General features: G+C 72.4%; 26 protein-coding genes. 12 read left to right on the top strand and 14 right to left on the bottom strand.

The window, feature by feature from the left end; translation table 11 throughout:
• Positions 1 to 4: 4 nt before the first annotated feature.
• Positions 5 to 913: an RNA polymerase sigma-70 factor gene (locus ABZ459_RS48190; protein ID WP_357986701.1), complete on the bottom strand. Its 909-nt coding sequence runs from the start codon at positions 911 to 913 to the stop codon at positions 5 to 7.
• A gap of 207 nt (positions 914 to 1120) precedes the next feature.
• Here ABZ459_RS48190 and ABZ459_RS48185 point away from each other — a divergent pair, with 207 nt between their 5' ends.
• From ABZ459_RS48185 to ABZ459_RS48165, 5 genes are all read left to right on the top strand, one after another.
• Positions 1121 to 1618: a carboxymuconolactone decarboxylase family protein gene (locus tag ABZ459_RS48185; RefSeq protein ID WP_357986698.1), complete on the top strand. Its 498-nt coding sequence runs from the start codon at positions 1121 to 1123 to the stop codon at positions 1616 to 1618.
• A gap of 14 nt (positions 1619 to 1632) precedes the next feature.
• Complete coding sequence (locus ABZ459_RS48180; protein ID WP_357986695.1) at positions 1633 to 2385, top strand: NAD(P)H-binding protein; 753 nt, start codon at positions 1633 to 1635, stop codon at positions 2383 to 2385.
• Positions 2386 to 2556: 171 nt separating this feature from the next.
• Positions 2557 to 3519 carry an ankyrin repeat domain-containing protein gene (locus ABZ459_RS48175; RefSeq protein ID WP_357986692.1) on the top strand — a complete coding sequence of 321 codons (963 nt, stop codon included), beginning with the start codon at positions 2557 to 2559 and terminating at the stop codon, positions 3517 to 3519.
• A gap of 134 nt (positions 3520 to 3653) precedes the next feature.
• Entirely contained in the window at positions 3654 to 4526 is an 873-nt protein-coding gene (locus ABZ459_RS48170) for an alpha/beta hydrolase (protein WP_357986689.1), read from the top strand.
• A gap of 276 nt (positions 4527 to 4802) precedes the next feature.
• Positions 4803 to 5507, top strand: coding sequence for a hypothetical protein (locus ABZ459_RS48165; protein ID WP_357986686.1), 705 nt, complete (start codon positions 4803 to 4805; stop codon positions 5505 to 5507).
• A gap of 39 nt (positions 5508 to 5546) precedes the next feature.
• Here ABZ459_RS48165 and ABZ459_RS48160 read toward each other — a convergent pair whose 3' ends face one another.
• Positions 5547 to 6323 carry a hypothetical protein gene (locus ABZ459_RS48160; protein WP_357986683.1) on the bottom strand — a complete coding sequence of 259 codons (777 nt, stop codon included), beginning with the start codon at positions 6321 to 6323 and terminating at the stop codon, positions 5547 to 5549.
• Positions 6324 to 6468: 145 nt separating this feature from the next.
• Between ABZ459_RS48160 and ABZ459_RS48155 the strand changes: the two genes are divergently transcribed.
• On the top strand, positions 6469 to 7212 hold the full coding sequence (locus ABZ459_RS48155) for a hypothetical protein (RefSeq protein WP_357986680.1): 744 nt from the start codon (positions 6469 to 6471) through the stop codon (positions 7210 to 7212).
• A gap of 15 nt (positions 7213 to 7227) precedes the next feature.
• On the opposite strand, the gene ABZ459_RS48150 is transcribed toward ABZ459_RS48155, so the two are convergent.
• The 4 genes from ABZ459_RS48150 to ABZ459_RS48135 form a co-directional block, all read right to left on the bottom strand.
• Entirely contained in the window at positions 7228 to 8025 is a 798-nt protein-coding gene (locus ABZ459_RS48150) for an ABC transporter permease (protein ID WP_357986677.1), read from the bottom strand.
• Positions 8022 to 8789, bottom strand: a complete 768-nt coding sequence (locus tag ABZ459_RS48145; RefSeq protein ID WP_357986674.1) for an ABC transporter permease — start codon at positions 8787 to 8789, stop codon at positions 8022 to 8024. The genes ABZ459_RS48150 and ABZ459_RS48145 overlap by 4 nt, the downstream gene beginning before the upstream one ends.
• Positions 8779 to 9696 carry an ABC transporter ATP-binding protein gene (locus ABZ459_RS48140; RefSeq protein WP_357986671.1) on the bottom strand — a complete coding sequence of 306 codons (918 nt, stop codon included), beginning with the start codon at positions 9694 to 9696 and terminating at the stop codon, positions 8779 to 8781. The genes ABZ459_RS48145 and ABZ459_RS48140 overlap by 11 nt, the downstream gene beginning before the upstream one ends.
• A gap of 63 nt (positions 9697 to 9759) precedes the next feature.
• Complete coding sequence (locus tag ABZ459_RS48135) at positions 9760 to 10050, bottom strand: antibiotic biosynthesis monooxygenase (RefSeq protein ID WP_357986668.1); 291 nt, start codon at positions 10048 to 10050, stop codon at positions 9760 to 9762.
• A 60-nt stretch (positions 10051 to 10110) separates the two neighbouring features.
• Here ABZ459_RS48135 and ABZ459_RS48130 point away from each other — a divergent pair, with 60 nt between their 5' ends.
• Positions 10111 to 10743 carry a helix-turn-helix domain-containing protein gene (locus ABZ459_RS48130; protein ID WP_357986665.1) on the top strand — a complete coding sequence of 211 codons (633 nt, stop codon included), beginning with the start codon at positions 10111 to 10113 and terminating at the stop codon, positions 10741 to 10743.
• Here ABZ459_RS48130 and ABZ459_RS48125 read toward each other — a convergent pair.
• Positions 10740 to 11174: a DUF3995 domain-containing protein gene (locus ABZ459_RS48125; RefSeq protein WP_357986662.1), complete on the bottom strand. Its 435-nt coding sequence runs from the start codon at positions 11172 to 11174 to the stop codon at positions 10740 to 10742. The genes ABZ459_RS48130 and ABZ459_RS48125 overlap by 4 nt on opposite strands.
• Before the next feature lie 72 nt (positions 11175 to 11246).
• On the opposite strand from ABZ459_RS48125, the gene ABZ459_RS48120 reads away from it, so the two are divergent.
• Positions 11247 to 11750 carry a hypothetical protein gene (locus tag ABZ459_RS48120; RefSeq protein ID WP_357986659.1) on the top strand — a complete coding sequence of 168 codons (504 nt, stop codon included), beginning with the start codon at positions 11247 to 11249 and terminating at the stop codon, positions 11748 to 11750.
• Positions 11747 to 12235 carry a sigma-70 family RNA polymerase sigma factor gene (locus ABZ459_RS48115; RefSeq protein WP_357986656.1) on the top strand — a complete coding sequence of 163 codons (489 nt, stop codon included), beginning with the start codon at positions 11747 to 11749 and terminating at the stop codon, positions 12233 to 12235. Before ABZ459_RS48120 ends, ABZ459_RS48115 begins: the two co-directional genes overlap by 4 nt.
• A gap of 148 nt (positions 12236 to 12383) precedes the next feature.
• Here ABZ459_RS48115 and ABZ459_RS48110 read toward each other — a convergent pair whose 3' ends face one another.
• Positions 12384 to 12941, bottom strand: coding sequence for a hypothetical protein (locus tag ABZ459_RS48110; RefSeq protein ID WP_357986653.1), 558 nt, complete (start codon positions 12939 to 12941; stop codon positions 12384 to 12386).
• A gap of 27 nt (positions 12942 to 12968) precedes the next feature.
• On the opposite strand from ABZ459_RS48110, the gene ABZ459_RS48105 reads away from it, so the two are divergent.
• Both ABZ459_RS48105 and ABZ459_RS48100 read left to right on the top strand, forming a co-directional pair.
• Positions 12969 to 13271, top strand: a complete 303-nt coding sequence (locus ABZ459_RS48105; RefSeq protein WP_357986650.1) for a hypothetical protein — start codon at positions 12969 to 12971, stop codon at positions 13269 to 13271.
• Entirely contained in the window at positions 13268 to 13897 is a 630-nt protein-coding gene (locus ABZ459_RS48100; RefSeq protein ID WP_357986647.1) for a response regulator transcription factor, read from the top strand. Before ABZ459_RS48105 ends, ABZ459_RS48100 begins: the two co-directional genes overlap by 4 nt.
• Before the next feature lie 92 nt (positions 13898 to 13989).
• Here ABZ459_RS48100 and ABZ459_RS48095 read toward each other — a convergent pair whose 3' ends face one another.
• The 3 genes from ABZ459_RS48095 to ABZ459_RS48085 are packed head-to-tail and all read right to left on the bottom strand — an operon-like array spanning position 13990 to position 16695.
• Positions 13990 to 14496 (bottom strand): hypothetical protein, encoded by a 507-nt coding sequence (locus ABZ459_RS48095; RefSeq protein WP_357986644.1) that lies wholly within the window; start codon positions 14494 to 14496, stop codon positions 13990 to 13992.
• The gene (locus ABZ459_RS48090) at positions 14493 to 16013 is read right to left on the bottom strand and encodes a HAMP domain-containing sensor histidine kinase (protein ID WP_357986641.1); all 1521 of its coding nucleotides are present in this window, start codon (positions 16011 to 16013) and stop codon (positions 14493 to 14495) included. The genes ABZ459_RS48095 and ABZ459_RS48090 overlap by 4 nt, the downstream gene beginning before the upstream one ends.
• A 7-nt stretch (positions 16014 to 16020) precedes the next feature.
• Positions 16021 to 16695, bottom strand: a complete 675-nt coding sequence (locus tag ABZ459_RS48085; RefSeq protein ID WP_357986639.1) for a response regulator transcription factor — start codon at positions 16693 to 16695, stop codon at positions 16021 to 16023.
• A 191-nt stretch (positions 16696 to 16886) separates the two neighbouring features.
• Here ABZ459_RS48085 and vanY-N point away from each other — a divergent pair, with 191 nt between their 5' ends.
• Positions 16887 to 17459, top strand: coding sequence for a D,D-peptidase/D,D-carboxypeptidase VanY-N (gene vanY-N, locus ABZ459_RS48080; protein WP_357986636.1), 573 nt, complete (start codon positions 16887 to 16889; stop codon positions 17457 to 17459).
• 64 nt (positions 17460 to 17523) lie between these two features.
• On the opposite strand, the gene ABZ459_RS48075 is transcribed toward vanY-N, so the two are convergent.
• From ABZ459_RS48075 to ABZ459_RS48065, 3 genes are all read right to left on the bottom strand, one after another.
• A complete protein-coding gene (locus ABZ459_RS48075) occupies positions 17524 to 18678 on the bottom strand; it encodes a right-handed parallel beta-helix repeat-containing protein (RefSeq protein WP_357986634.1) in 1155 nt (384 codons plus the stop codon).
• A gap of 263 nt (positions 18679 to 18941) precedes the next feature.
• Positions 18942 to 20252 (bottom strand): FAD-binding oxidoreductase, encoded by a 1311-nt coding sequence (locus tag ABZ459_RS48070; RefSeq protein WP_357986631.1) that lies wholly within the window; start codon positions 20250 to 20252, stop codon positions 18942 to 18944.
• Positions 20253 to 20290: 38 nt separating this feature from the next.
• The gene (locus tag ABZ459_RS48065; protein ID WP_357986629.1) at positions 20291 to 20674 is read right to left on the bottom strand and encodes a DUF4267 domain-containing protein; all 384 of its coding nucleotides are present in this window, start codon (positions 20672 to 20674) and stop codon (positions 20291 to 20293) included.
• Positions 20675 to 20850 lie beyond the last annotated feature (176 nt).

The raw sequence follows: 20850 nt of genomic DNA, 5'->3' as shown, positions 1-20850 counted from the left end.
GCGCTCAGCGGGTCACGGCGGTCTCCCGCCCCATCCGCGAAAGCTTGTCGGGATTGCGCACGTGGTAGGCGCCGGTGACGTAGCCGTTCTCGACGCGTACCGCCACCACTCCGTCGATCTCCCCGTCGATCCGCACGAGCAGCCCGGGCCCGCCGTTGATCTGCACCAGCTCGACCGATCTGTCCGCGTCGTGCTTCCACCAGCCGGTGGCCAGCAGGCGGGCCACGTTGTCGATGCCCACGACGGGCCGCAGCAGGGCGTGCCTGAGGCCGCCGCCGTCGCTCAGGGCGACGACGTCCGGCGCGAGCACGTCGAGCAGGCTCTGCAGCTCGCCGGTCTCGACCGCCCGCTGGAAGGCCTGGAGCGCGGCTCGCGTCTCGGCCGGGGAGGCGTTGCCGCGCGGCCGGCGGGCGGCGACGTGCGCCCGCGCCCGGTAGGCGATCTGGCGGACCGCTGACGGACTCCTGCCGACGGCTTCGGCGATCTCGTCATAGTCCAGCTCGAACACCTCGCGCAGCACGAACACCGCCCGCTCGGTCGGCTGCAGCGTCTCCAGCACCAGCAGCATCGCCATGGAGACGCTCTCGGCGAGCTCGACGTCCTCGGCCACGTCGGGCGCGGTCAGCAGCGGCTCGGGCAGCCACGGCCCGACGTAGGACTCCTTGCGCCGGCCGAGCGCGCGCAGCCGGTCGAGCGCCTGCCGGGTGACGATCCGGACCAGGTAGGCGCGCTCCTCCCGCACGCTGCCGTGATCGACGTCCGCCCAGCGCAGCCAGGTCTCCTGCAGGACGTCCTCGGCGTCGGCGGCGGAGCCGAGCATCTCGTAGGCGACGGTGAACAGCAGGTTGCGGTGCGCGACGAACACCTGGGTGGCGCGGCCGGGCGGCCCGCCGTGTTCGTTCCGATCGGTCATGTCCCGCTCCTGCCTGTCCGTTCTCCGCACTGCCACACGCACAAGACGCCGCCCCGCACCGCCGCGTAACACCGCCGGCCAGTGGCCTACGTCACAGGGGCATCGCTGTTACGCGGGCCGGGGCGGCGGCGTCTCGTGGTCGTGACGCCGCGCGGACCATCCGCACGGCACGACGACGAGTCGAGAACGAGAAGGGAAGTCTTCCTCATGTCCACCTCCACGACGACCGGCCGGCGGTCGCGCATGCCCAATCCTCTCCCCTTCCTCCCCGAGATGGCGGTGGTCGGCGAGGGCCTGCACAAGGCGCTCCAGAACGGGGTGATCCCCCCGGTGACCATCGGCCTGCTGCAACTGCGCGCCGGGCAGCTGCTCGGCAGCACGTACTTCACCGTCAGGGAGACCGCCAACCTGCGCGGGCTGGGGGAGCCGGAGGAGCGCATCACCGCCGTGGCCACCTGGCGGGACGCCACCTGTTTCACCGAGGCGGAACGCGTCGCGCTGGAGCTGGTGGAGGCGGTGCTCACCCCGAACCCGTCGGGGGAGCGCGTCCCGGACGAGCTGTACGCCAGGGCGTCGGCGCTGCACGACGACAGGGAGATGTGGTCGCTCGTCATGGCGATCGCCCACATCGGCTTCTTCACCCCGGCGGCCCTCATCGCCAAGCCCATCCCCGGCATGCCCCCCGGCCGGAACTACAGCGAGTGAGAAAGGCACCTGACATGAGCATCACCACGTTCGCCGTGGCCGGGGCGACCGGCCGGCTGGGCCGCCACGTCGTCGACGTCCTGACCGAGAGGGGGCACCGGGTCGTGCCGATGTCCCGCGCCACCGGCGTGGACGTCGTCACCGGTCAGGGCCTCGCCGAGGCGCTGACCGGGGCGCAGGTCGTCATCGACGTCGCCTCGTGGCACTCCTCCGACCAGGAGGCGGCGACGGAGTTCTTCCGCGCCTCGGCCCGCAACCTGCACGAGTACGGCCGCGAGGCCGGGGTCGCGCGGATCGCCGTGGCGTCCATCATCGGGGCCGACAAGGCCACCGCCGGTTTCCTCGCGGCCAAGAAGGTGCACGAGGAGCTGCTGCTGGACGGGCCGCTTCCGGTCCGCGTCCTGCGGGCGGCGCAGTTCCACGAGTTCGTGGGCCAGCTGCTGGACTGGCAGCCCGGTGACGTCGCCCACGTACCGGCGCTGCCCACCCAGCTCGTGGCCTGCCGCACCGTGGCCGAGGAACTGGCCGACCTGGCCACCGCCCCCGCCGTGCCCGGCACGCCGATCCCCGAGATCGCCGGCCCGCGCAGGGAGACGCTGGCGGAGGCGGCCCGGCTCCTGGGCGCCCGCCGGGGTGTCAAGGTCGTCGGCGTCGACGGCGCCGGCATGCCCGATGCCGAGCTGGCCGCCGCCGGCGCGTTCCTGCCCGGCCCGCACGCCACGCTGGCCGGCCCGACCTTCCAGGAATGGCTCGACGCCCAGCCCTGATCCGGCCCCGCCCTTGTCCTCGGTGGGGCGCCGGGGACAAGGGTTTCCCTGTGTGGGCGTCCCCGGAAGGCGACGGCTGTGCGGGCGTCTCGACGATCTTCGAAAATTGTCCGTGCCCTGCGCCATGATGGCACCGCTCGCCTCCGCATAACGGATCTTGAAGGAGCTGTCATGACCGCACAGGAAACCCCCGGCTGGTCCGATCTGGGATGGGACTCCTGGAAGAACCTCGCCCTGGTCCGCGCCAAGCTGGCCGCGGGCGCCGATCCGGACGAAGGCACGAACTTCTTCGAGCGTCCCCTGCACATCGCGGCGGAGCGCGGTTCGCCGGAGGTGGTCGCCGAGCTGGCCGGCCGGGTCGCCGACGTCGACGCTGAGTGCGAGGGCCGCACCGCGCTCTGGGAGGCGGTCTTCCACGACCAGCCGGACAACGCCCGTGCGCTGGTCTCCGCCGGAGCCGACCCGTGGCGGCCGATGATGGGCGGCTGGTCGCCCGGCCGGCTCAGCCTGGCCGGGCCGACGCCCGGCCTGTTCTTCCCGTTCCCGCCCGGCCACGCCCAGCTGACCGAGGCCGAGACGGCGGCCGTGGCCGAGGCCGCGCGCCTGGTCGAGGTGCTGGAGGGCGTCGACGGCGACGGTTTCAGCCTGACGTGCGTGCGCGGTGTCAGCGCGGCCGAGGCGGCGCGGCTCCTGGCCGCCGAACCAGCCACTGAGGAGGAGCTCGAAGAGGTCGAGGAAGATCCCTTCGACGACGACGCGATGCGGTTCGTCGGCGTCACCGACGTGCCCGGCGGCTGCGTCGTCTTCCAGGAGTGGGGGTACACGGCCGCCGCGCCCGGCGTCATGAAGGCGCTGTCGGCGGGCACGGTCGCCTACGGCATGTACGCCAATCCCAAGAGCGGCAACCAGGGCAGCGTCTTCCGCGACGGCGAGGTCGAGGAATGGGACACCCATCCGGGCGGCGGCGACGCGTCCCCGGATGACTCGCCGGAGGAGGTCCTGCGCAAGTACCTGTACGACGGATGCGCCGAGGCGTACTGCTTCGCCGGTGCGGGGCTGCGCCCGGCCGACGCCCGCTCGCTCACGGAACCGGCCACGTACCTGCGGCTGCCCGACGGCGACCACTGGGCCTGATCCGGCGGCCGGGCCGTGCCGCCCGCGAGCGGTCCCGGCCCCTTCGTGCGGGGGGTCGATGCCAGCGTTCTGCCAGCCGGGTGACAGCCTCGGCGGCCAGGCTGCTGTCTCCACCGACGTGAAGGCAGGGCGTGATGGGCGGCAAGAAGTCGATGCGATGGCAGAGCACGGACGTGACCTCGAAGGACGGCACGACGATCGCCGTGCTCAGCGCGGGGCGGGGGCCGGGGCTGCTGGTGATACCCGGGAACAACCGGCGCGCCCACCACTACGAGGCGCTGGCGCGAGAACTGTCCGGCACGCACAGCGTGCACGTGATCGAACGGCGCGGACGCGGCGCCAGCGGCCCGCAGGGCCCGGCGTACGGCGTGCACACCGAGGTCGACGACGCGCTGGCGGTCATGGAGCGCACGGGCGCGCGGCTGGTCTTCGGGCACAGCTACGGCGGTCTCGTCGCCCTGCACCTCGGATTGCGGCGCGAGGTGGCCGCGCTCATGGTCTACGAACCGGGCGTGAGCATCGACGGCTCCTTCCCCGCCCGGTGGCTGCCGGCGTTCGAGCGCCGGCTGGCGGAGGGCAGGCACACCGCGGCGATGGCGGGCTTCCTCAAGGCCACCCGCCTGGTTCCGGTCGGCGACGCGCCGGCGCCGGTGTTCCGCGCGCTGGCGTTCCTGATGCTGCGCGGGGCGGAGGGGCGCGACACGCGGGCGATGATGGCGACCACCCCCGCCGAGATCGGCGAGATCGTCCGCCTTGACTCCGACGGCAGCAGGTACGCCGGCGTCGGCTCCCCGACGCTGCTGCTCGGCGGCGACAGGTCCCCCGGCTACCTCACCGGCGTGCCGGCTCGGCTGGCCCGCCTCATGCCCGACGCCCGGCACGAGATCATCGCCGGGCTCGACCACAACGCCCCCGACCTGAACGCCCCCGAGGTCATCGCGGAACGCATCCGGGCCTTCACACGGTCGCGGGTTCAGGAGAACGATCCCGCCGAGCGGCACCCCTGAGCCATTGGCACTCAGACAACGGAATCTTGCCGGTCACCGGGAATGCGGTTTCGGTGTGGCGTCGATGAGTGTTTCGTGGCAAGTGTAAACATCGTACCGGTCTAGATGCCCTGCTCGGCGTGCGGAAAGGCCGCATCCCGGTCTACGGCTTCGGATAGCGACTACGGGCTGCATTTCCGGAAGGAACGGTACATGTTCTCACCCCATATACGAGCAAAAGCCTTCAGCAACCCCACCCGGCCGACGGCGCCTCGTCTTGGGCGGACCATGACACGAGTGGCCGTGCGCGGCTCGCTCTCGACGGCCCTCGTCCTCGCCATGACCCCCGGCGCGACCCTGGCCGCGTACGCGGACGGCGACGGGCGGTGCGACCCGCACACCTTCTTCAAAATCCGTTCGCTCTCGCCGAGAAACTTCTTCATTCCCCGTACCCGCTACATTGACGGCCCCGGCGGCACCATCACGGTGACGGTGACCCGGGAATACGAGGTGAGGGCGTTCCGGGAGACGGAGAACGAGCAGCAACTCGTGATCACGACCGGAGATCTGGTGCGCAACCTGCGCAAGATGGGCGTGCCACATCTCGAAGAGCGGCATATGGTCTTCACCGGCCATGAATACAGCCGGACAATCACCAAAGGGATGTACGGCAATATGTGGTACCGCGTTTTCGGTTACCGCATCGGGTGGTCGGCCTGGTCGGTACTCGGCACCTGCAAGCAGGTCGAGATCGGCTCGGGGATAGCCAACGTGCCGGCCAGGGTGGAGGGCTGGCGGTACTGGGAGACCAGGCACCCCATGTTCAAGGGCCGCATCCTGTCCATCGACGGCGGGGATCCTGACGGCGACAAGGGGGCGGGGTCGGGGGCGGCCAGGCCGCGGCCTCGGCAGTGGCAGGGGCCGGCGCTGGCGCCCCTGGCCAGACCGTCGTTGCCGCGAGAGTCCACCTCGACCGAGAGGGCCAGGCCGCGCAGACGCTGAGCCGCGGTCATTCGCCCCGGTCGTCGGCCCGCCCCGAGCTCATGCCTCCAGCATGGCCTCGGGGGCCGGTCGGCGGCGCGGGGCGGCGAGGTCGTGGGCGGAGCGGACCAGCCAGATCATCGTCAGGACGCTCGAGACCACGCCGAGAGCCTCCACCGCGCCCTCCTCGCCGGTGAACGGCAACGCCGCCAGCACCAGGACCAGCGGCGTCACCAGGGCGGCGATGCCGTACGCGACGGTCGCCGTCCCCCAGCGGTCGTCGGAGCCCTGGGCCCGCAGGACCAGCATCGTCCAGGCCAGGCCGGCCAGGCCGCAGACCAGCTCCACCCCCTCCGGGACGGACAGGCCGAGGAGGTCGAGCGCGCCGATGACGGTGAATCCGCCGTACCCCAGCAGCCCGGCGCCCCGCATGTACGGCCGGCCGCGGCCCAGCACCCGCGTGAACAGCACCACGACCACGCACGTCACCGCGGAGTCGATCACCGTCGTGTCCGCCCAGATCGACGTGGTGAGGTGGAGCAGGAACGTCGTGGCCGCCGAGGCGTACAGCGCCAGGCGCAACCGCAGGGTGTCGGGGTCCTGCCGGGGCGGCGGCCCCGCCCACGGCCCGCGCAGGATCTGCCAGATCCCCCAGGACCAGCACAACCCGGCCAGGACCAGGAGGAACAGGTTCTGCCCGGTGGCCGCGACGCCTTCGGTCACGGCCGAGAACAGCGTCAGCCCCCACAACGGGCCCAGCTCACCGGAGACCAGGGCGACGACGGCGGCGACCGTCAGCGCGGCACCGTACAGACCGGTGAGGAGCAGGGCGGGCACGGCCGAACGGTGACGTAACACGGGACGCTTCCTGGACTGCAGAGGGGGACGAATCCCTCACTCTACAATCGATCATGAGAAGTGACGCCAGACGGCGCGCGCGCCGCGCGTCACGATCCCCCCACTGAGGAAAGGCGCGAACGTGATGTCCGCCCCCACCACCGGTGACGACTGGGAGTCGTCGCTGAGGCAGGCCTTCGGCGTCCTGCTGGACCACCCCGTCTCCGGCTTCGACCCCGAGGCGGAATACGCGGCCTGCTACAGCGGCAACTGGCTCCACGAGACGGGATTCGACAGGGATCCGGCGTGGCTGGAGCCGACCGCCCTCGTCGGCCGCGCGACCGTGTCCAGCGAGAACCTGCTGCTGCTCGACGAGGTTGGCTACCCCGAGCTGCGGTTCGACCCGAGCCGGTCGCTGTTCGAAGTCGACGCCGCGGCGCGGTTCCCGGCCGGCTTCGGGGAGGAGCTGGTGGCCGTAAAGGTCACCGGTTCCGACCGCTGGCCCCAGGTCGGCGGCGCCGAGCTGGCGCGCCTGACGGCACGCCACGGGGTCGACCTGCCGGCGAGTGCGTGGTGCGTGACGAGCGCCACGATCGCCTCGGACGGCACGCTCCTCGACGCCCTCCGGGTCGCCACCGGCATGGGCGACGGCTTCGACAGCCTCGTGCCGTACGAAGGGGGCGACCCGGAGACGGAGGCGGCCCTCGCGGCCGTGGAGCACGACGGGCTCCGGGCGCACCTGCGCGCGTTCTGCGACCCCCGCTCCGACGAGCTGGCCCTGTGCCGTCAGGACATGCGCAGGGCCAGGGAAGAGGGCGGCGCGCTGGTGGCCCGGTGGGAGGGCGCCGTGGACCAGTACGAGATCACCGTGCGGCGCGTCGGGCCCTGACGGGTCACCCGCCCCCTAGGAACGGCCGAGGGTGCCGCGGTGCCGGGCGACGTTCTCCAGCCGGTGGAACAGGACCACCCCGGCCGCCGTGATCAGCAGCGGCTGGGCCAGCAGCCAGCCGAGGCCCCAGCCGGTCGGGAGGGCGGCCAGGGAATGCCCGCCGAGCAGGATGTCGCGCATCGCCTCGATGCCGGGCGCGATGGGGACGACCAGCCGGCTGAGGAAGGCGACCGGTTCGGGCATGGCGGCCAGCGGGACCAGGGTGCCGCCCGCGATGGCGTAGACGGCCACGGACAGCTGGGTGACGATCTCGATGCGCCTGAACACCAGGCACAGGCCGCACAGGATGAGCGCGAGCCCGCAGGTGCCCAGCACGATCGCGGCCAGCGGCACGACCATCTGCGCGTCGACGGGCAGCCGTCCGCCCTGGAGGGCGACGGCGGTGACGCCGGTGACCAGCACGGCGAGCGCGGCGGGCACGGCCGCGATCACGGCGGCCACCTGGCGGCCGAGGATGCTCGCGGCCGAGGGCAGCGGGGTCAGGTAGGTCTGCTCCAGCACGCCGGACCGGATGTCGCCCAGGTAGCTCCAGAACACGCGGTTGACCTGCTCGTGCACGAAGGTCAGCGCCACCATGCCGAGCAACACCGGCGCCAGCAGGTCGGCGCGCAGCTGCCCGCGTCCCATGAACAGCACGACGAGCAGGTAGAACAGCGGGAACGTGAGCATCTCCAGGACGACCTCGCGCCATCCGGCGAGCAGGCCGATCAGCCCCTTGCGGACCTCGGCGGCGAATCCGCGGACGAAGGTCATGACGCCTCCAGGGCTCGTCGGTGGTTGCGGACGAACAGCAGGCCGGCGACGGCGGCGAGGACGAGGGTGTGGACCAGCAGCCAGGGCAGCGCGCCGCCGGTCCACAGCCCGGCCAGGGTGCCGCCCTCGAACAGCGTCCGGTTGAGCGCCTCGACGCCCAGCGTGGTGGGCAGGAGCCGGGCCACCGAGGCCAGCCAGTCCGGATACAGGTGCAGCGGCAGGAACGAACCGTTGAGCAGCAGCACCAGCGAGGTGAACAGCGACTGCAGCGCGCCGACCGCAGGGGAGACCAGGGCGAGGGCGGCCAGCAGGAAGGTGAAGGCCAGCGCGTTGACCCCGAGCAGCGCGGCGGGCAGGAGCGCGGCCCAGCGCAACGGGACGGCGATCTGGGCCAGGAGCATCGGCACGAGAGCGGCGACGGCGGCCACGGCCAGCCCGAACACCGACGCGGTGAACAGGCGGCCGAGCATCGGCAACCACGGGGGCGCCGTGCTCATCTGGGACTGGGCGAAGGTGCCGGCACGTATCTCCTCGACGAGGTCGGCCACCATCACCAGGCCGGCGTACTGCAGGAACCAGTAGCCGCCGATCGCGACCAGGGTGGGCGGCAGCAGGTCCTGGCGCAGCTCGCCCTGGCCCAGCACGAACTGCAGGCCGAGGTACATCATGGTGCTGATCAGCAGCGTGACGACGTGCCCGGCCGGGTGGGCGAGCTGCACCCGCAGGCCCTTGCCGATCTCGGCGCGCAGGATGTCAGGCAGCATGGGACGGCTCGTTCACCAGGGCGAGGAACACGTCCTCCAGGCCGGGCTGGACCTGCGTCAGCGACTCCAGGACCGCTCCGTGCGCGCGCAGCCGCCCGACCACGTCGTACACCTCGGCCGGATCGCTCACCCGCACGCTGATGGTGGTGACGCCGTCGCGGGTCTCGGCGTCGAAGCCGGGCGGCGCGGCTCCCTCGACGCGGATCTCGTACCGGTCGCGTTCGCGGAAGCGGGCCAGCAGCTCGCGTGTGGGCAGGTCGGCCACGAGCCGCCCCTGGCGCATGACGGCCACCCGGTCGCACAGTTCCTGGGCGATGTCGAGCTGGTGGGTGGTGAGCAACACGGTGGTGCCGAGCTCGCGGGCCTGCTCGGCGATCCAGTTCTTGACGGTACGGGTGGCCTCGACGTCCAGGCCGAGGGTCGGCTCGTCCAGCAGCACGACGGGCGGGTCGGCGATCAGGGCGACGGCGATGGCGACCTTCTGCTGCATGCCCCGGGAGAAGCCGCCCACCTTCTCGTGGCGGCGCTCCCACAGGCCCAGATCGGTCAGCAGATCCTGGGCCCGCTCGGCGACCCTGGCCTTGCGCAGACCCTTCAGCCGGCCGAAGTACATCAGGTTCTGCCAGGCCGACAGGGTCCAGTAGACGTTGCGGGAGCCCTCCAGCACCGCGCCGAACCGTGCCATCGCGGACCGGCGCTGCCGGGCCACGTCGAACCCGGCCAGCCGGACCCGGCCGGAGGTGGGGGTCAGCAGCCCGGCCAGCATCTTGATGGTCGTGGTCTTGCCCGCGCCGTTGGGGCCCAGGAAGCCGAAGACCGACCCGGCGGGGACGTGCAGGGACACCTCGTCGACCGCCCGGACCTGCGCCGATCCGTACACCTTGGTCAACGCGTCGATTTCGATCATGTCATCTCCTCGATTCGGGGGAACCCCGGCTCGCGGCGTCGGGCCGGGAGCCGGGGCAGGCCGTCAGAGCTCGGCCAGGACCTCGATGTCCTGCGCCGTGACGTCGCGGACGACCGCGAACGCGGCGACGGCCGCGGGGGTGCCGGGCGCGGCCTGACGGGCCGCCTGCAGGGCGGCGGCCGAGTTCCAGCGCCAGACGCCGACCCACGTGTCGTCGTCCAGGCGGCCGAGGCGTGCCTCGGTGAGGCCGGGCCCGGTGGCTCTGATGGCGGTGACCAGGGCGGCGTGCCGGGCCTGGACCTCCTCGGCGTCCGCGGGATCGGCCTGGAAACGGGTGACGCTGATGACCGTCATGGCTAGACCTGCTCTCTAGAGTTGACTTCTAGTGACTGAATCTAGAGATAGACTCTAGCCATGAGTGATGTCAAGCGGACGAACAAGCGGGCCCAGAAGGCGAAGGAGACGCGAAGGCGCATTCTCGACGCGGCGCTGGAGCTGTTCATGCGCGACGGATACGGCGCCACGAACCTGCAGGACGTCGCCGAGAAGGCCGGGGTCGCGGTGCAGACGATCTACTTCGTCTTCGGCAACAAGCGCGCCCTGCTCAAGGAGCTGGTCGACGTCACGATCGCGGGCGACGACGAGCCGGTGGCCACCATGGACCGGCCCTGGTACGCGGCGGCGCTGGCCGCCGGCACCGCCCAGGACCTGCTGCGCGCCCACGTCGCCGGCACCAGCTCCGTCCTGGAGCGCGTCGCGCCGATCGGCAAGGTCCTGGAGGCGGCCGTCGCCAGCGACCCCGAGGTGGCCGCGCTGTGGCCGGACGACGTCGATCCCCGCTACGTCGTCCAGCGGGACGCGGCCGAGGCTCTGGTGGGCAAGCCCGGGGCGCGGGCCGAGGTGTCCGCGCAGGAGGCCGCCGACCTGCTGTACGGCCTGCTCAGCCCCGAGCTGTACCTGCTGTTCGTGCACGCCCGCGGCTGGCCGCGCGAGCGCTGGGAGCAATGGGCCTTCCGCACCCTGCACGCCCAGCTCTGCTCGGACTAGAGCCGCCGGGAGCCGCGGCGGGCCGCGACGACGGCCGCCGCCGCGGCCATGACCACGCAGAGGGGCGTGTAGAGGAACAGGTTGAGCCAGTAGAACGGCGTCGCGGTGTCCGCGCCGACGCCGGCGATCCACACCAGCCCGGCCGCCGCGCGCACCAGGGTCCCGGCGGTGACGGCGGCCGTGATCAGACGGGCGGGCAGGCCGCCGCGGCCGCGCGAGCACGCGAGGACCGCCGCCGCCCCGGTGCCGAGCACGACGACGAGCGGCACCAGCACGCGCGGGGTGAACGGCACCTCGAAGTTCAGCACCGCCAGGGACAGGGATCCGACGTCGTGGGCGGGCCACGTGCGGCCGGTCAGCCAGTACAGGTGCGCGGCGGCGTCGGTGAGCAGGATGGAGGCGGTCAGGGCGCCGAGGCGTGAGATGTTCATGCCCGGCAGGAGGCGGCGAAGTTCGCGATGGTTCCATGGAACCTTTCGCGCCTCTCCCGCCTCTGGATGGACATGAGCTGGCCTGTTGCCGATCTGGACCCCGTACGCCGCCTGCGCGCGCTGGCCGCGGCCATTCCCGGGGCGTCCGTCGCCGAGCGCGTCATTCCCGCACCCTTCGCGGCCGTCTGGGCCGTGGTGAGCGATCTGGAGAAGGAGTTCGGCACGTTCGAACCCGACATGCGGCATCTCACCGTCGAGTCCACGGGCCCGGACGACGGCCGCCTCGTGGCCAGGGCCCGCAGCCGGTACGGCATGCGCGCCCGGTTCGACGTCGACCTGCGGCCGGGCTGGTGCTGGATGCAGAGCCGGTTCCTGCTCATCGGCCTGGCCGCGACGGCCGTGCCGGAGGGGACGCTGGTCGCGCAGACGGGCGGGGTGCGCGTCCCGGGCCGCGCCGCGCTGGTGCCCTGGGGCGTGCGGGTGGCGGGGGAGAGGGCGCTGGCCAGGCTCGCGTCCCGGGTCGCGGCCCGGGACGCCGGCGGGCCCGTGGTCAGGGACGCCGGGGGCGCGTCATGACGGCGGCCCGGGTGCTCGCCGCCCAGCGGGGCGACACGATGGCCATGAACGACCTGCTCGCCGAGCTGACGCCGTACCTGGGCCGGATCTGCGGGCCCATCGCGTTGGACAGCGGGCCCGACGCCGTGCAGGAGGCGCTGATCGCGATCTTCCGGCATCTGCGTGACCTGCGTGAACCCGAGGCCCTGCTCGGCTGGGCGCGGGCGATAGCCGTGCGCGAGGCCGTCCGGATCGCCCGGCGCGACGGCCGCTCCAGCCCGGCGGAACTGGCCGGCGTGCCCTCGCCGCACGACGTCGAGCGTGCCGTGGACATCCGGGACGTGCTGGAGCGCCTGTCGCCGGAGCATCGGGCGGTGCTGGTGCTGCGCGACCTGGAAGGGGTGCCGGAGGACGTCGCGGCGCGGATGTTGCGGGTGCCGTCGGGCACGGTCAAGTCCCGGCTGCACCGGGCCCGGGCGAGCTTCCGCCGCGCCTGGCAGGGCTGAGAGCCCGTCCGGCGATCCCCGGGATCGCGGGGCTGGGGCACATCGTGCTGACGGTCGGGTTGATCCTGTTCCTCGTCAACCTCGGCAGGCGCATCCCCGCCAGGACCTGACCGCAGTCACGTCCCGGCGGCCGTTCGCCTGCCGGAGCTCAGGCCGTCGCCTCCTCCGGTGCGGCGCGCCGGCCCTTGCGGGGCAGCAGCACCATCAGCGCCACCAGGACAGCGGCGGCCGGGGCGCCCCAGAACAGGACGTCCGGGACGGCGGCGACCGTCGCCGCCGGGCCCGGGGCCCGGCCCTGCAGTTCCCGGCTGAGCAGGGTGCCGAAGACGGCCACGCCGAGGGAGAGCCCCAGGCCCCGGACGGACACCACGGCCGAGGTGGCGGCGGCCAGGTCCGCGAGGGAGGCCGCGTTCTGCGCGACGACCACCAGACTCTGCATCAACAGCCCGAACCCCACCCCCAGCACCGCGACCGCCGCACCGGCGATCAGGTAGGGCCTGAACCGGCCCCTCGCGCTGATGCGGGCGCCGGCGAGCGAGCAGACCGCCATGAACGTCAGCACGTACGGGTTGAGCGCCAGCCCCGCCTGGGTGGCCCCCATGCCGTACGCGGCCTGCAGGTAGGTCGGCAGGTCCACGATCGAGCCGCGCTCCGCGAGGACGTCCCGCCGCTGCCCGAGGCCCTGTCCACGCTGGCCGACGCGCACCGCCGCGACCACTCCGCCGAACTCGCGATGCGCACCGCCGGAGTCTCCCGCCAGGCCGCCCCCGCGGTCGAGGTCGGCTTGCTGCGTACGGCACGCGAAGCGCTCACCAACGCGGCCAGGCACGCCCCGGGCGCCCCGGTCTCGCTGACCCTCGCCTACACCGCCACCATGGTCACCCTGACCGTCCGCAACCCGCTCGGCGCACCGCAGGCCGGCCCGCCCGGCCACGGCCTGGCGGGCATGCGGGAACGGCTGGCCCTGATCGGCGGGATCCTTGATGCGGGCCCGGACGGCGACGACTGGCTGGTGAGAGCGGAGGTGCCCGGATGAGGGTGGTGGTGGTCGAGGACCAGCAGATCATGCGCGAGGGCCTGGTGGCGCTCATCTCGCTGATGGACGGCGCCGAGGTGGTGGGCGACGCCGCCAACGGCGAGGAGGCGCTGCCGCTGGTCGCGGCGGAACGCCCGGACGTCGTGCTGATGGACCTGCGGATGCCGGTCATGGACGGCGTGGCGGCGACCCGGCGCATCACCAGGGACCATCCGGACATCGCCGTGCTGGTGCTCACCACCTACGACGACGACGAATCGATCACCTCGGCGCTGCTGGCGGGGGCCCGCGGCTACCTCACCAAGGACGCGGGCCGGGCCGAGATCGCCGCGGCGCTGCGCTCGGCCGCCTCGGGCCAGTCCACGTTCGCCGAGCCGGTCTCCAGGCGGCTGGCCCAGGCGCTGTCGCGGCAGAGGCCCGAGCCGGTCACGCACCTGCCGGACGGGCTCACGACCAGGGAGGTGGAGGTGCTGCGGCTGATCGCCAGGGGGCTGCACAACGGCGAGATCGCGGCCACCCTCGTCATCGCGGAGACGACGGTGAAGACGCACATCAACAACGCCTTCGCCAAGATCGGTGTCCGCAACAGGACCGAGGCGGCGAACTACGTCCGCGAGAGCCTCTGACCAGGCCCGCCTGCACCCCTGAAGCCGCCCGCGTCAGCCGCCGATGGCCGTCCTCGCCGTCAGCCGACGGTTCGGCGGTGAGCAGCGCCGCGTCACGCCGGGCAGCCGCGGGGGTCGACGTTCGTCCGTGCCCCGGCGACGGTGATGCGGGCGGGGCTGTCCGTCAACGCGGCGGCCGTGCACACGATCTGCTGCACGGCCAGGGCGGACAGGTCACCGCCCGGAGCGGACGGAGTCAGCACCATGCGGCCGTGTGCCTTGGCGGTCACCAGGAACGGGTCGGCTTCCGGCGGCACCTCGGTGCCGAACCCGGACGCCCGCTCCTCCGCAGTGGGTCCGGCCGCCAGCAGCGCGAGCCTCTCGGTCAGGAACAGCGGGCGGGCGCTCGGCCGCCGCACGGCGCTGAGCCGCCCGTCCTGCACCAGGTAGAGGACGATCGTCGTGGTCACCGCGACGGATCCCTTCGGCGGCTCGCCGACGGAGATGACGTCGCTGGGACGCACACCGCAGCCCGTCACGGCGACGAGCGCCACAAGGGCCGCCACAAGGGCCGCCACGAGGTTCGCGGCGAGCGCGCGGCGGGGGAGCCCGGCTCTCACTCGGCTGCTCCGTCCTGCTCGGGGGCCCTGCGCGGCAGGCGCAGCGTGAAGAGGGCGCCGCCGTCAGGGGCGTTGGCGACGGTGAGGTCGCCCCGGTGCAGGCGCGCGTTCTCCATCGCGATGGCCAGGCCCAGGCCGCTGCCCTCGGATCTGGCCCTGGCCGCGCTGGCCTTGAAGAACCGGTCGAACGCGTGCGGCAGCACCGCCTCGGCCAGCCCCGGCCCGTGGTCGCGGACCTCGAGAGTGATCCATTGCGGGTCGGCCGACAACCGCACCGACACCGGCGGCTCGCCGTGCCGCAGGGCGTTGCCGACCAGGTTGGCGAGGATGACGTCCACGCGCCGCGGGTCCAGCCTCGCCGTCACCGACGGGGGAAGCTCGGTGCGCACCGAGTCCGACCAGCCCCGGACGCGCAGCGTCGCGGGCACCAGCTCGGCCACGTCCACCTCGTTCAGCGACAGGGCCGCGACGCCGGAGTCGAACCTGCTGATCTCGATGAGGTCGTTCACCAGCGCGGTGAGGTTGAGCGTCTCCTGGCTGACCAGCTTGGCCGCCCGGCCGGCGGGCTCGGGCAGCTGGGCCGCCTCGTCGTCGAGGACCTCGGCGACGGCGGCGAGCGCGGCCAGGGGAGTGCGCAGCTCGTGCGAGACGTCGGCCACGAACCGGCGGGCGTCGGCCTCCATCTCACGCAGCTGCATGACGTGCCGCTCCAGCTCCGCGGCGGTGTCGTTGAAGGTACGCGCCACGTCGGCCAGCTCGTCGGAGCCGCGGACCTCGACCCTGGCCCGCAGCTCGCCCTCGCCCAGCAGGCGGGCCGCCCGGCCGAGCTCGCGCACCGGGCGCAGCACGCTGCGGGTGGCCAGCAACGCCACGACGACCGCGAACGCCATGGCCGCCCCGCCGATGAGCCAGGCGCGCGTGGCGAGCCAGTCGATGCTGCGCTGCTCGGGAAGCAGGCTGCGCACGGTGTAGACCTCGATGCCGGACACCCGCCACCGGTCACCCTCGGCGATCAGCAACGGCGCGCCGATGATCAGGAACGGCCTGCCCTCCCGCACCACCCGTTGCCAGGCGATCTCACCTTCGGCCACTTTCCGCCGCAGGCTCACGGAAAGGGCCTGGGGCCTCAGGTCCTCGGGCTTCAGGGCCGGCCCGTTCCCGTCGCGCCCCCCGCTCCCCGGTGCCGGCTTCCCCGACAGGCCCGGCGGCGGACCGGACGGCGGCCCTGCCTGCTCGTACCGCTCGCGGTAGACGGCGATCGCGTAGCTGTCCCGTTCGGCCATGGTGGCGGCGATCCTGCCGAGCTCCGTCCGATCCGGAGCCGGGGTCCGCAACGGGAAGAGCGTCTCCATGCGACCTCTCGTCGCCTGCAGCGCGGCATCCTGGGCCCGTTGCAGGATGTCGGTGCGGGCCTGGACGTAGAGCCCGCCGGCCACCGCCGCCGTGGTGACCACACACAGCAGCGCGAACGCGAACAACAGCCGGGCGCGCAGCCCCAGGCTCGGCCCAGGCGTCACCGCCGGCTCACACCGGCCCGAACCGGTAACCGAACCCCCGCACCGTCTGCACGTAGACGGGGGAGGCCGAGTCGTCCTCGATCTTCGCGCGCAGCCGCTGCACGCACGCGTCCACCAGCCGCGAGTCGCCGAAATACCCGTGCTCCCACACCGAGTCCAGCAGTTGCTGGCGGCTGTGCACCCGGCCCGGCGTGCCGGAGAGCTCCAGCAGCAGGCGCAGCTCGGCCGGGGTGAGGCCGACCGGCGCGCCGCGCTTGGTGACCACCAGCCCGGCCCGATCGATGGTCAGCTCGCCGTGCCGCTCCAGCTCCGCCTGGTCGCGGCCGATCCGCCGGAGCACGGCGCGAATGCGCGCCTCGAGCACCCTGGGCTGCACCGGTTTGACGACGTAGTCGTCGGCGCCCGCCTCCAGCCCCGCCACCACGTCGATGTCGTCGCCGCGCGCGGTCAGCATGATGATCGGCACCTCGCCGATGGCCCGGATGCGGCGGCAGACCTCGAACCCGTTCATGCCGGGCAACATCAGATCGAGCACGACGACGTCGGGACGGTCGGCGCGCAGCCGCTCCAGCCCCTCCTCGCCGGACTCCACAGCGCCCACCCGATGCCCGTGCCGGGTCAGGGCCAGCTCAAGGCCCTCCCGCACGGCCGGGTCATCCTCGATCAACAACACTCGCGACACGCCGCCGAGTACCACAGCACGCTCCGTAACCTCGCTCGCCGGTCAACTCCGTCCACTGTGGGCCGGTCATGTCCCCGCCTTGTCAGCGCCATGTCATCGTTGTGTCACGGTGCGGCCGACGTGGTGGCCGTCGACAAACGGTGACATTCGGCAGACGACCCACACACATTCGGCGCCAATCGTAGTTCGTCATGAACGAACCACGCACCATCCCAGCTCGGCCCCGAGATCGGCTGTTCGCCGTGGTGACACTGGTGCTCGCCGTGCTCCTGCTGCCGGCGGCGCTCGTCCGCCGCCCCGGCCGGGCCCGCGAGCTGGCCTGCCAGTGGGCGTTACGGATGCGGTTCCCCGCCGAGGACCTCACCGGGCTCACCGACGGCGCCCTGGCGGCGTTCACCGCCGCGCGTACCGAGGCGCTCTGGCGTCACGGCCAGCTCCTCGGCCTCACCTCGGGATACCGCGATCCAGTCGTGCAGCTCCGGATGTTCGACGAGGAGGTGCGCCGCACAGGCTCCCCGGCCCTGGCGCGCATGCTCGTCCTGCCGCCGACGGAGTCGAACCACGTCAAGGGCATCGCCCTGGACGTGCGCCCGCACGAAGGCGCGCGCTGGCTGGAGGAACACGGCGCCCGCTACGACCTCTACCGCATGTTCGACAACGAGTGGTGGCACTTCGAGCACCACCCGGAGTACGGAGGCACGCCACCGCGACGACGGCCCCACCCCGGCGTGGGCCACGCGGGGGAGAACCGGCACCGGATCTGACCCGGGCGCGCCCGCAGACCTCGGCAGGTCCGCGCCCGGGGAACGACCATCAGGGCCGGTGCTTTCACCAGCAGGTCAGATCGGGGTTGGGGGTGGGGCCGCAGGGGCCCTGGTTGCCGCCGCCGTCGGTGACCGTGCCCGGGGGCGCCCAGATGAGATGGCCGGCGTTGCCGGTGCCGACGTTGTTCCGCAAGGTGACCGGCGTGGTGAGAGCCGCGCGGGAGCTCAGGTGGATGCCGCCCTGAACCGCGTGCCCTTGGCCGTCGACCCGGCCGCTGGGGTGCCGGCCGTTGCCGACGAACACGTTGTCGGAGATGGGGTCCGGGCCGGCCCGGTTGGGCCCCCACGGGTTGTCCACGAGGATGCCGACGGTGTTGTTGCCGTTGAACACGTTCTTGCGCACGATGATGTGCCGCAGCATGGAGCCGGAGTACAGGCCGATGTCGTTGCCGGTGAACACGTTGAACTCGATGATGTTCGCGTCCTGCGGCAGGAAGGTCTCCGCGGCGCCGAGGCCCGCCGCGGCCGAGTTCTTGAAGACGTTGGCCCGCACGAGGTTGCGGCGGCTGTCGTTCGACAGGCCCATGTAGAAGGCGTCGAAGACGTTACGGGTGAAGGTGCCCTGGTCGGTCGCGCTGACCGTGAGGCTGCCGTCGGTGAGCGCGCTGTCGCGAATCGCCGAGCCCGAGCTGCGCACCATGACGGTCTGCTTGGTCACCGTGCACCGGTCGATCGTGATCAGCCCGTCGACCAGCCGCAGACCGGACAGCAGGCAGGCGTCCCGCCGCGTGCCGGTGAAGGTGATCGTGCCGGGCCAGGCGTCGATGGGCGCCGCGACGAGCCGCACGTCCGTGGCGGTGACGTCGGTACGCGGCAGGCCCGAGTAGGACGAGAGGTAGATCCCGTACGTGAAGCCGCTGATCGTGCCGTTGCGGACGGTGAAGCCGACCCGGCTGATGGCCGTCAGCCCCTTGCCCGTGCCTGAGCCGGTGACGGTGTGGCCGTCGAGGTCCAGGTCTACGCCGTCGGCCCCGATGGTCAGGGCGTCGCCGGCGCAGGTCAGGTCGGCGGTGAGGGTGGTGTCGGCGGTCAGGACGTCCCCGCAGGTCACCGCCAGTGCGTCCGCCCTGGCGGGGCCGGTCAGCGCCATGGCCGTGGATAAGAGGAGCAGGCACGCGGCGAAACCGCGGGCAGCCCTGTTCGTGCGTGTTTCGGGCATGGCGTTCTCCTGTCCGACTGGGGATGGGGTGGTCGTGATCAGAAGCATGCGCGCGATCACCCGGGCGGAGGAGTCACTCGATCACGGCCGGCGGGCGGGAAAACTGTGGCCTTCGCACGTGTAACGAATGATGTGATCTACATTGTAAAGGCGGTGGGCTGGTGCAAAAATCCCCATTCCTCTTAAGGAACGGGCTTCGCCCGTACTCATCGACCAAAGCCGTGCGGCCCCGCCGTCCCGATGGGCGGAGGGGCCGCACCGGGCTATCCGAGCACCGGGTAGTTCGCCCGGAACACGTTGTGCGGGTCCCGGGCCCGCTTGATCTCCCGCAGGCGCGCGAGCGTGTCGCCGGAGAAGGACATCGCGGCCGTCTCGCCAGGGGACAGCAGGGTGTACGGCTTGCGTCCGCTGACGTAGGCGCCGAGGTCGGCCACGAGCTCGGCCTGCTTGGCGCGTGTCGCGTCGGCCGCGTGCGGCAGGCCGAGCCCCACCATGCCGAGCAGGTACGGCTCGGTCACCGCGCCGCTCGCACCGGCGCCGCCCCCGGGCTCGGCGAGTGCGCCGCCCAGGTGCCTGATCTGCACGTTGATGAGCGGTGCGACCGGCTTGTCGAGGAGGAGCTCCACCGCGTCGGTGTCCAGGCCGGTGAGCAGCTCCGCGCGGGTGATGGACGGGGCTGGGGCGGTGGGCTCGGCGGCGATGGTGCCCAGGTCGGCGACCGGGACGAGGCCGCGGGTGTCGGAGATCGCGCCGTCGATCTTGTCGAGGCGGGTCAGCAGGTCCTGTGCCTGAGCAGCTTCGCCCAGGTAGGCCAGGTCGAGTGTCACCATGGGCGGCGCGCCGGGCGGCTGGAGGCGGTTGATCCAGACGCTGAGTTCGCGTGGCGCCTCGGCGGTGATCTCCAGGAAGGCGTCGTACACCTCCCTGGTCCGGTGCTCCGGCCAGATCACGCGTCCGCCGTAGAGGGCCGGCGCGGGGTGCAGGTCGAGTTCGAGGGCGGTCACCATCGCGTAGTCCCCGCCGCCGCCGCGCAGTGCCCAGAACAGGTCGGGGTCGGACTCGGCGGTCACCCGGTTCGGCTGGCCGTCGGCGTCCACGATGTCGATGGCGCGCACGCTGTCGGCGGCCAAGCCGTGCTTGCGGCTGAACCAGCCGACTCCGCCGCCCAGGGTGTAGCCGGTCACGCTGACTCCTGGCGCGCTGCCGGACAGGCCGGTCAGGCCCAGCGGGCCGGCTGCCGCGAGCAGCTGTCCCCACTTGGCGCCGGCGCCCACCCGGACGGTGCGCTCTTGTGCGCGTACCTCCACCTTGTTCAGCAGGCCGGTGCGCAGCAGGATGAGGCCGTCCACATCGCCGGAGGCGCCATGTCCGCTCGGCTGGGCGGTCACCGTCATGCCTGCTCGCCGCGCGTAGCGTACGAGTGCGGCCACGTCGTCGGCGTCCGCGGCCTCGGCGACGGCGGCCACGGGTTGCCTGACGGTCAGGTTCCATGCGGTGGACGCCTGTGCGAAGCCGTCGTCGTCGGGCAGGAGCACACGGCCCTTGAGGACGCCGCGCAGGTCGTTGATCGTCATGATGGTCTCCTTTTTCGAGTTCTCGATGTCGGGGGAGGTCAGGCGGTCTTTCGGGTCTCGCGGAGGATCAGCAGTCCGGTGGCCGCGATCAGTGCCGAGGTCAGGCCGTGGATGCCGAGGGCGGCGGCGGTGGATCCGTGGTGGGCCAGGACGTTGACCATGTCGCCGAAGGGGGCCACGGCCACCATGAGCAGGACCCAGCCCAACGGGCGGCGGTGGCCTGTCACCAGCAGGACGCCCATGGCCAGGCCCATGGCGATCTCGCGGCTGCCTTTCACGATGGAGAAGCCGGTGTCGTCGGCGGGCCAGTGCGGCAGGCCGGGGAAGGTCGTGGCGAGGGGCAGGGCGAAGGATGCCCCGAGGTAGAGGGTGAACAGGACGACGGCGGTGGCCAGGGCGGTGTTGAGCTTCTTCGGCGCCATGGTCGTTCTCCTTGGGTGTTGCGAGGTCGTTGGGGATGGTGGCGCGTTCGGCGTCTTCCAAGGCGGTGCCGAAGAGCGTGCGCAGGGCGGGTTCGGGTGGGTGGTGCACCGGGTGGGACGCTCATCTGTTCCCGCCCTTGGTCGGTTGCGATGTGTTAAGGCTGCTCCTGGGTGTT

It is taken from the genome of Nonomuraea sp. NPDC005692, from assembly GCF_040631115.1.
Classification (GTDB): Bacteria; Actinomycetota; Actinomycetes; order Streptosporangiales; family Streptosporangiaceae; genus Nonomuraea.
Note: the sequence above shows the minus strand (reverse complement) of the source record. Positions and strands in the feature narration are given on the sequence as shown.

What these genes read in the sequence shown, in the direction of transcription:
- ABZ459_RS48175 (WP_357986692.1), top strand. Translation starts at nt 2,557, where the DNA reads ATGACCGCACAGGAAACCCCCGGCTGGTCCGATCTGGGATGGGACTCC.
- ABZ459_RS48120 (WP_357986659.1), top strand. Translation starts at nt 11,247, where the DNA reads ATGAGCTGGCCTGTTGCCGATCTGGACCCCGTACGCCGCCTGCGCGCG.
- ABZ459_RS48190 (WP_357986701.1), bottom strand. Translation starts at nt 913, where the DNA reads ATGACCGATCGGAACGAACACGGCGGGCCGCCCGGCCGCGCCACCCAG.
- ABZ459_RS48125 (WP_357986662.1), bottom strand. Translation starts at nt 11,174, where the DNA reads ATGAACATCTCACGCCTCGGCGCCCTGACCGCCTCCATCCTGCTCACC.
- ABZ459_RS48185 (WP_357986698.1), top strand. Translation starts at nt 1,121, where the DNA reads ATGTCCACCTCCACGACGACCGGCCGGCGGTCGCGCATGCCCAATCCT.
- ABZ459_RS48065 (WP_357986629.1), bottom strand. Translation starts at nt 20,674, where the DNA reads ATGGCGCCGAAGAAGCTCAACACCGCCCTGGCCACCGCCGTCGTCCTG.
- ABZ459_RS48145 (WP_357986674.1), bottom strand. Translation starts at nt 8,789, where the DNA reads ATGCTGCCTGACATCCTGCGCGCCGAGATCGGCAAGGGCCTGCGGGTG.
- vanY-N (WP_357986636.1), top strand. Translation starts at nt 16,887, where the DNA reads ATGAACGAACCACGCACCATCCCAGCTCGGCCCCGAGATCGGCTGTTC.
- ABZ459_RS48140 (WP_357986671.1), bottom strand. Translation starts at nt 9,696, where the DNA reads ATGATCGAAATCGACGCGTTGACCAAGGTGTACGGATCGGCGCAGGTC.
- ABZ459_RS48075 (WP_357986634.1), bottom strand. Translation starts at nt 18,678, where the DNA reads ATGCCCGAAACACGCACGAACAGGGCTGCCCGCGGTTTCGCCGCGTGC.
- ABZ459_RS48105 (WP_357986650.1), top strand. Translation starts at nt 12,969, where the DNA reads ATGCGCACCGCCGGAGTCTCCCGCCAGGCCGCCCCCGCGGTCGAGGTC.
- ABZ459_RS48070 (WP_357986631.1), bottom strand. Translation starts at nt 20,252, where the DNA reads ATGACGATCAACGACCTGCGCGGCGTCCTCAAGGGCCGTGTGCTCCTG.
- ABZ459_RS48155 (WP_357986680.1), top strand. Translation starts at nt 6,469, where the DNA reads ATGTCCGCCCCCACCACCGGTGACGACTGGGAGTCGTCGCTGAGGCAG.
- ABZ459_RS48150 (WP_357986677.1), bottom strand. Translation starts at nt 8,025, where the DNA reads ATGACCTTCGTCCGCGGATTCGCCGCCGAGGTCCGCAAGGGGCTGATC.
- ABZ459_RS48115 (WP_357986656.1), top strand. Translation starts at nt 11,747, where the DNA reads ATGACGGCGGCCCGGGTGCTCGCCGCCCAGCGGGGCGACACGATGGCC.
- ABZ459_RS48135 (WP_357986668.1), bottom strand. Translation starts at nt 10,050, where the DNA reads ATGACGGTCATCAGCGTCACCCGTTTCCAGGCCGATCCCGCGGACGCC.
- ABZ459_RS48170 (WP_357986689.1), top strand. Translation starts at nt 3,654, where the DNA reads ATGGGCGGCAAGAAGTCGATGCGATGGCAGAGCACGGACGTGACCTCG.
- ABZ459_RS48180 (WP_357986695.1), top strand. Translation starts at nt 1,633, where the DNA reads ATGAGCATCACCACGTTCGCCGTGGCCGGGGCGACCGGCCGGCTGGGC.
- ABZ459_RS48100 (WP_357986647.1), top strand. Translation starts at nt 13,268, where the DNA reads ATGAGGGTGGTGGTGGTCGAGGACCAGCAGATCATGCGCGAGGGCCTG.
- ABZ459_RS48130 (WP_357986665.1), top strand. Translation starts at nt 10,111, where the DNA reads ATGAGTGATGTCAAGCGGACGAACAAGCGGGCCCAGAAGGCGAAGGAG.